4 protein-coding genes are annotated in these 4,537 nt (G+C 61.5%); 2 read left to right on the top strand and 2 right to left on the bottom strand.

The features are described from left to right. Together WCA53_RS26645 and WCA53_RS26640 are read left to right on the top strand one after the other, a co-directional pair. Positions 1-1,115, top strand: a 1,115-nt coding sequence (locus WCA53_RS26645) for an MFS transporter (RefSeq protein WP_423917669.1), incomplete at its 5' end; no start/stop codon positions are given. A gap of 405 nt (positions 1,116-1,520) precedes the next feature. Then, complete coding sequence (locus WCA53_RS26640) at positions 1,521-2,090, top strand: cytochrome b (protein ID WP_423917666.1); 570 nt, start codon at positions 1,521-1,523, stop codon at positions 2,088-2,090. A 102-nt stretch (positions 2,091-2,192) separates the two neighbouring features. On the opposite strand, the gene WCA53_RS26635 is transcribed toward WCA53_RS26640, so the two are convergent. Continuing rightward, positions 2,193-3,680, bottom strand: coding sequence for an efflux transporter outer membrane subunit (locus WCA53_RS26635; protein ID WP_423917663.1), 1,488 nt, complete (start codon positions 3,678-3,680; stop codon positions 2,193-2,195). Next, positions 3,673-4,537, bottom strand: an 865-nt coding sequence (locus WCA53_RS26630; RefSeq protein ID WP_423917658.1) for an efflux RND transporter periplasmic adaptor subunit, incomplete at its 5' end; no start/stop codon positions are given. The genes WCA53_RS26635 and WCA53_RS26630, both read right to left, overlap by 8 nt.

Below are 4,537 nucleotides of genomic sequence, written 5' to 3'. Positions count from 1 at the left end.
TCGCCGATCTCTATCCGCCGCATGAACGCGGCAAGGTCCAGGGTTATCTCGCAAGCGTCTGGGCGATCTCGGCAGTCGTCGGGCCAATGGCCGGCGGCCTGATCATTCGCGATTGGTCGTGGTCGTGGATTTTCTGGATCAATATTCCTATCGGACTCGCGTCGGCGGCCGGCTTCATATTCTTCCTCCACGAAAAAGAACGGCTCGCGCGTCCATCGATTGATTCCGTCGGTGCGGCTTTGTTTACGGTCGCGATCGCGGCGCTGATGATTGCCCTGACCGATGCCGGTACAGCCGACTATAGCCACGCGTGGTACGCGTGCGCTGTGTTCGTCGTGGCCTCGCTGCTGTTCGTCGCGCAGGAACGGCGAGCCGCCGATCCGATGATCTCGTTCTCCGTGTGGGGCCGCCGGCCCATCGCCGCGGCCAATGCGGCGACCGTGTTTGCCGGCATGGCGCTGATGGGCCTGACTACCTTCCTGCCCATGTATGTGCAAGGTGTACTGCACCGCTCGCCGGTGGTCGCCGGCCTTGCGCTTACCATGATGATGGTCGGCTGGCCTGTTGGCGCCACGCTGGCGGCACGGTCATTTCATCGATTCGCTCTGCGGCGGATTCTGGTCGGCGGCAGTTTTATCCTGCCGGTTGGCGCCATCCTGTTCGTGCTGCTGAGCCCGGAAAGTTCGCCGGTTGTCGCTGGGATCGGTTCGTTGGTGATGGGCTTCGGCATGGGTACGTCGAGCGTGAGTACACTGGTGCTGATCCAGGAACTGGTCGATTCGTCGCAGCGCGGCAGTGCAACGGCGTCAAATCTTTTTTCGCGCAATCTCGGCAGCACGCTGGGCGCGACGGTGTTCGGCGCGGTGCTCAACTACGGGCTTACGCATTCGAAGGTTCTCGGCGTGGTGACGTCGGATCAGCTTCGACAAGTGCTCGAAAGCTCACCCGCCAGTGGCGGCGCCGACGTTGCCATCCGCCTCGCATTGCACCAGTCGCTGCATCTCACGTTTTTGGCCATCTTCGCGATTGCGATCGCGATCGTAGTGTCTGCCTTGCTGGTTCCCGCTGCCCCGTTGAGACCCATGCGCGGAGCGCCGGGTGCTTTGGAGAGCTGACGTTGCAGATAGGGTGAGGATATTGGTTTGCGCGCGCTGACGCGCGAACCTGGTGTGGATCGCGACCGTTGAAGGACAGGGGTGGGTGTAGATGAAGCCGTTTCAGCACTGGAGCGGCGTGAGCAGCGTGAGCGGTTTGGCAGGACGTTTCCCCTAGCCGCAAGTATTAAACGCCGCGCAGATATTGCAGGCGCCTAGCGCCTAACGTGGATTATCGTCGTGAGGGAAACAAACTGTCGCCTGCGTGCGGCTTATCAGTGTAGAAGTGCTCTCTTATCATTCGTCGATGCCTGGCGCCTCCCGCGTATCGCGTTTGATTCCTGAAAGCCGGAACAAGCGTTTCTCAGTCGGTTCGATACCGGATGTCGCGTCGCCCCACGATCTGCTTGGTCACCGGCCACTATCATGTCTATTTCTTACGCGTCGTCGCTCAAAGCCGCGCCGTCCCGATACACGAGCATCGCTATAGCGTTTCACTGGATCATCGCTGCGCTGATCGTGTGGGGTTTCTCGCTCGGCTGGATCATGACCGATATACCGGGCTTCACGCCGGCCAAACTCCGCTACTTTTCCTGGCATAAATGGATTGGCGTGACGGTACTTGTGCTTGCGCTGATCCGTCTGCTCTGGCGCGCCACGCACCCGGCGCCTGCGTTGCCTGCCGGCATGCATACGTGGGAAAAGTTGGCCGCGCACGCGGGTCACGCTGCGCTCTATATCCTGATGCTGACTATCCCGGTGACGGGCTATTTGTATAGTTCGGCCGCCGGCATTCAGGTGGTATATCTCGGGGTGTTGCCGTTGCCGACGATCATCGGTCCCGACACGATGCTCAAAGGCATCCTGAAGACGATACATATCGCATTGAATTACGTGTTGCTGTTCGCGGTAGCGGGGCATTTGCTTGCGGTGATCAAGCACGAACTGTTCGATAAGCAGCGCTTGCTCGCGAGGATGTTACCGGGGCGCGATTGAGGGGTACGGGGGAGGTTGGGGCGAGCCTGCATGGGAAAAGCGCGCTCGATACGGGCACGAATAGCGCTGCTATCTGAACCCGTATCGAGCGCCACGTCGCGCTTAGTCCGGCTTGGCGCGTGCGCCACCATCGGTCGAGACCAGCACAGGCGCAGCGTCAGTGTTGGCAAGTTCCTCGCTGGACCATCCGCCGCCCAGCGCGTGCACGAGTTGCACATTAGCGCTCAACTGGCGCGTCTGAAGGTCCAGCACGCTGCGTTGTGCATCGAGTTGGGCCGTTTGCGCCTGGACGACGTCGAGATAGCCCACCGCACCTTGTTTATACCGGTTCAATGCCAGATCGACTGAGTGCTCAGCCGCATCGCTTGCGTCCCGTTGCTCCTGAAGGGCCGTGCCGAGATCTGCCAGCAGGGACAAGTTGTCTTCAATCTGCTGAAACGCTGACAGGACGACCCCACGATAGCGCGCGCCCGCTTCATTGGTCGCGGCCTTAGCAGATTGCAACCGCGCATGACGCAAGCCTCCGTCGAAAATATACTGCGCCAGTTGCGGGCCGATCGCCCAATACAAGCTAGGTGCGCTTAGCAGATTGGAATAGACCGCGCTTTGCAATCCGCCTTGAGCGCTTAGTGTAAGAGAAGGGAAATAGGCTGCGCGCGCGACGCCAATCTTCGCATTCGCGCTAGCCACGCGGCGCTCCGCAGCGGCTATATCCGGGCGGCGTTGCAGCAGCGTCGAGGGTACGCCCACGGGAATCACGGGGAGCGGAATCGGCGTGGTTTGCTGGGCCAGCGTGAATTCTGAAGCGGACGCGCCGACGAGCACCGCGATCGCATGTTCTATCAATGCGCGTTGCGCCAGGTTTTGCGACAACTGCGATTTCGCCGATGACAACTGCGTCTGCGCACGGGAGACATCGAGTCCGGAAACGATCCCGCCCCCATGCAGCGTTTGGGTCAATTGCAGCGCTCTTGCAAACGCCACGACGGTTTCGTCGAGCAGCTTCGTTTGCTGGTCGAGCCCGCGCAGTCGAATGTAATTGTCGGCCAGTTGCACTTGCAAGCTCAACTGAACCGATGCCAGATCGGCCTTCGACGCTTGCGCATCATCCTTGCCGGCCACGACGGAATCACGCACACGACCCCACAAGTCGAGGTCGTAATCGATCTCGCCACCCAGCGTCGCGGAGTTGTAGTTGTTCGGTCCGCCAACGCGCAACGGCCGGTTATCGGACTGGCGAACACGCTGGGGCGAGGCGCCCGCGTTGATTGTCGGAAAAAGACCCGATGAAACCTGTTCGACGAAAGCCTGCGCCTCCTGATAATGCGCGAGCGCCGCGGCAAGGTCTGTATTGTTCGCGAGCAGGCGCTGTTGCAGATCGTCTAGTTGCGGGTCGCCGTAGATCTTCCACCAGCCGTCGCGGCGCAACTGATCCGCCGGCTGCGCGCTGACCCATGGACCCGTGCCGCGATACTGCGCTGCTTGCGGAGTCGGCGGCACTGTGTAGACGGGTGCGAGGGAACAGGCGCTTAGCGTGAACGAGCCCGCTAGCAGAAACGCGCGCGCAAACGGGGTTGCGTACTCAGCCATGGGCCGCCGCCTTTGGCTTGGTCGCGGCCACGCGCACGCGGTCACCGTCGACAAGACCATCCGGCGGCGTATCGATCACGCGATCGGTGGCGCTGATCCCGGAACCGATCTCGACCGAGTCGCCGAAATCGCGGTTGATCGTGACCTTCTTGAACGCGACGTGTCCGTCCGCTGCGAGCGTCGCGACCGATAGGCCGCGGCTGTCGAATACCAGGGCGCTTGCCGGTACGCGCACCGCGTTGACTTCAATGGGAAGCTTGAATTGCAGGCTTGCAAAGCCGCCGGGCAGCAGCTTGCCGTCGCTGTTGTCGACCAGCAACTGAACCAGCGTGGTGCCTGAATTCGAATTCACGGAATCAGCCGATGCAATCACGCGGGCGGTGAACTGCTGGCCCGGATATTCAGGCACGCTAAGCGTTGCGCTCGATCCGGCGCGTACCACCGGGGCGTAGCTTTGCGGGACTTGCACATACACGCGCAACTTCTTGACATCGGAGATTGCAAACAACTCCTGTCCCACGCCACCACTGCCGGCGTTGATCAACGCGCCGACATCGGTATCGCGGGCGGTCACCACGCCGTCAAACGGTGCGACGATCCGCTCGAAGCCCTTGGTCGCGATCAACCGTGCGACGTTGGCCTGGGCGGATGCAACGATCGCTTTCTTGGCTGAGTAGTCGCTGGTGCGTTCATCGACTTCCTGCTGGGCGACCGAGTCGGTTCCGAGCAGCGCCTGCCAACGTTTTGCCGTGGTCCCTGCCAGCGCGGCATTGGCCGTGGCGCTCGCGAGGTCGGCGCGGGCTTGCAGCAATTGCTGGTCGAGTTCAGGAGACTCGATCACCGCAAGCAACTGGCCG

It is taken from the genome of Caballeronia sp. (genome assembly GCF_049581465.1).
Lineage (GTDB): Bacteria > Pseudomonadota > Gammaproteobacteria > Burkholderiales > Burkholderiaceae > Caballeronia.
The sequence above is the reverse complement of the archived record's forward strand: the minus strand, read 5'-3'. Positions and strand labels throughout refer to the sequence as shown.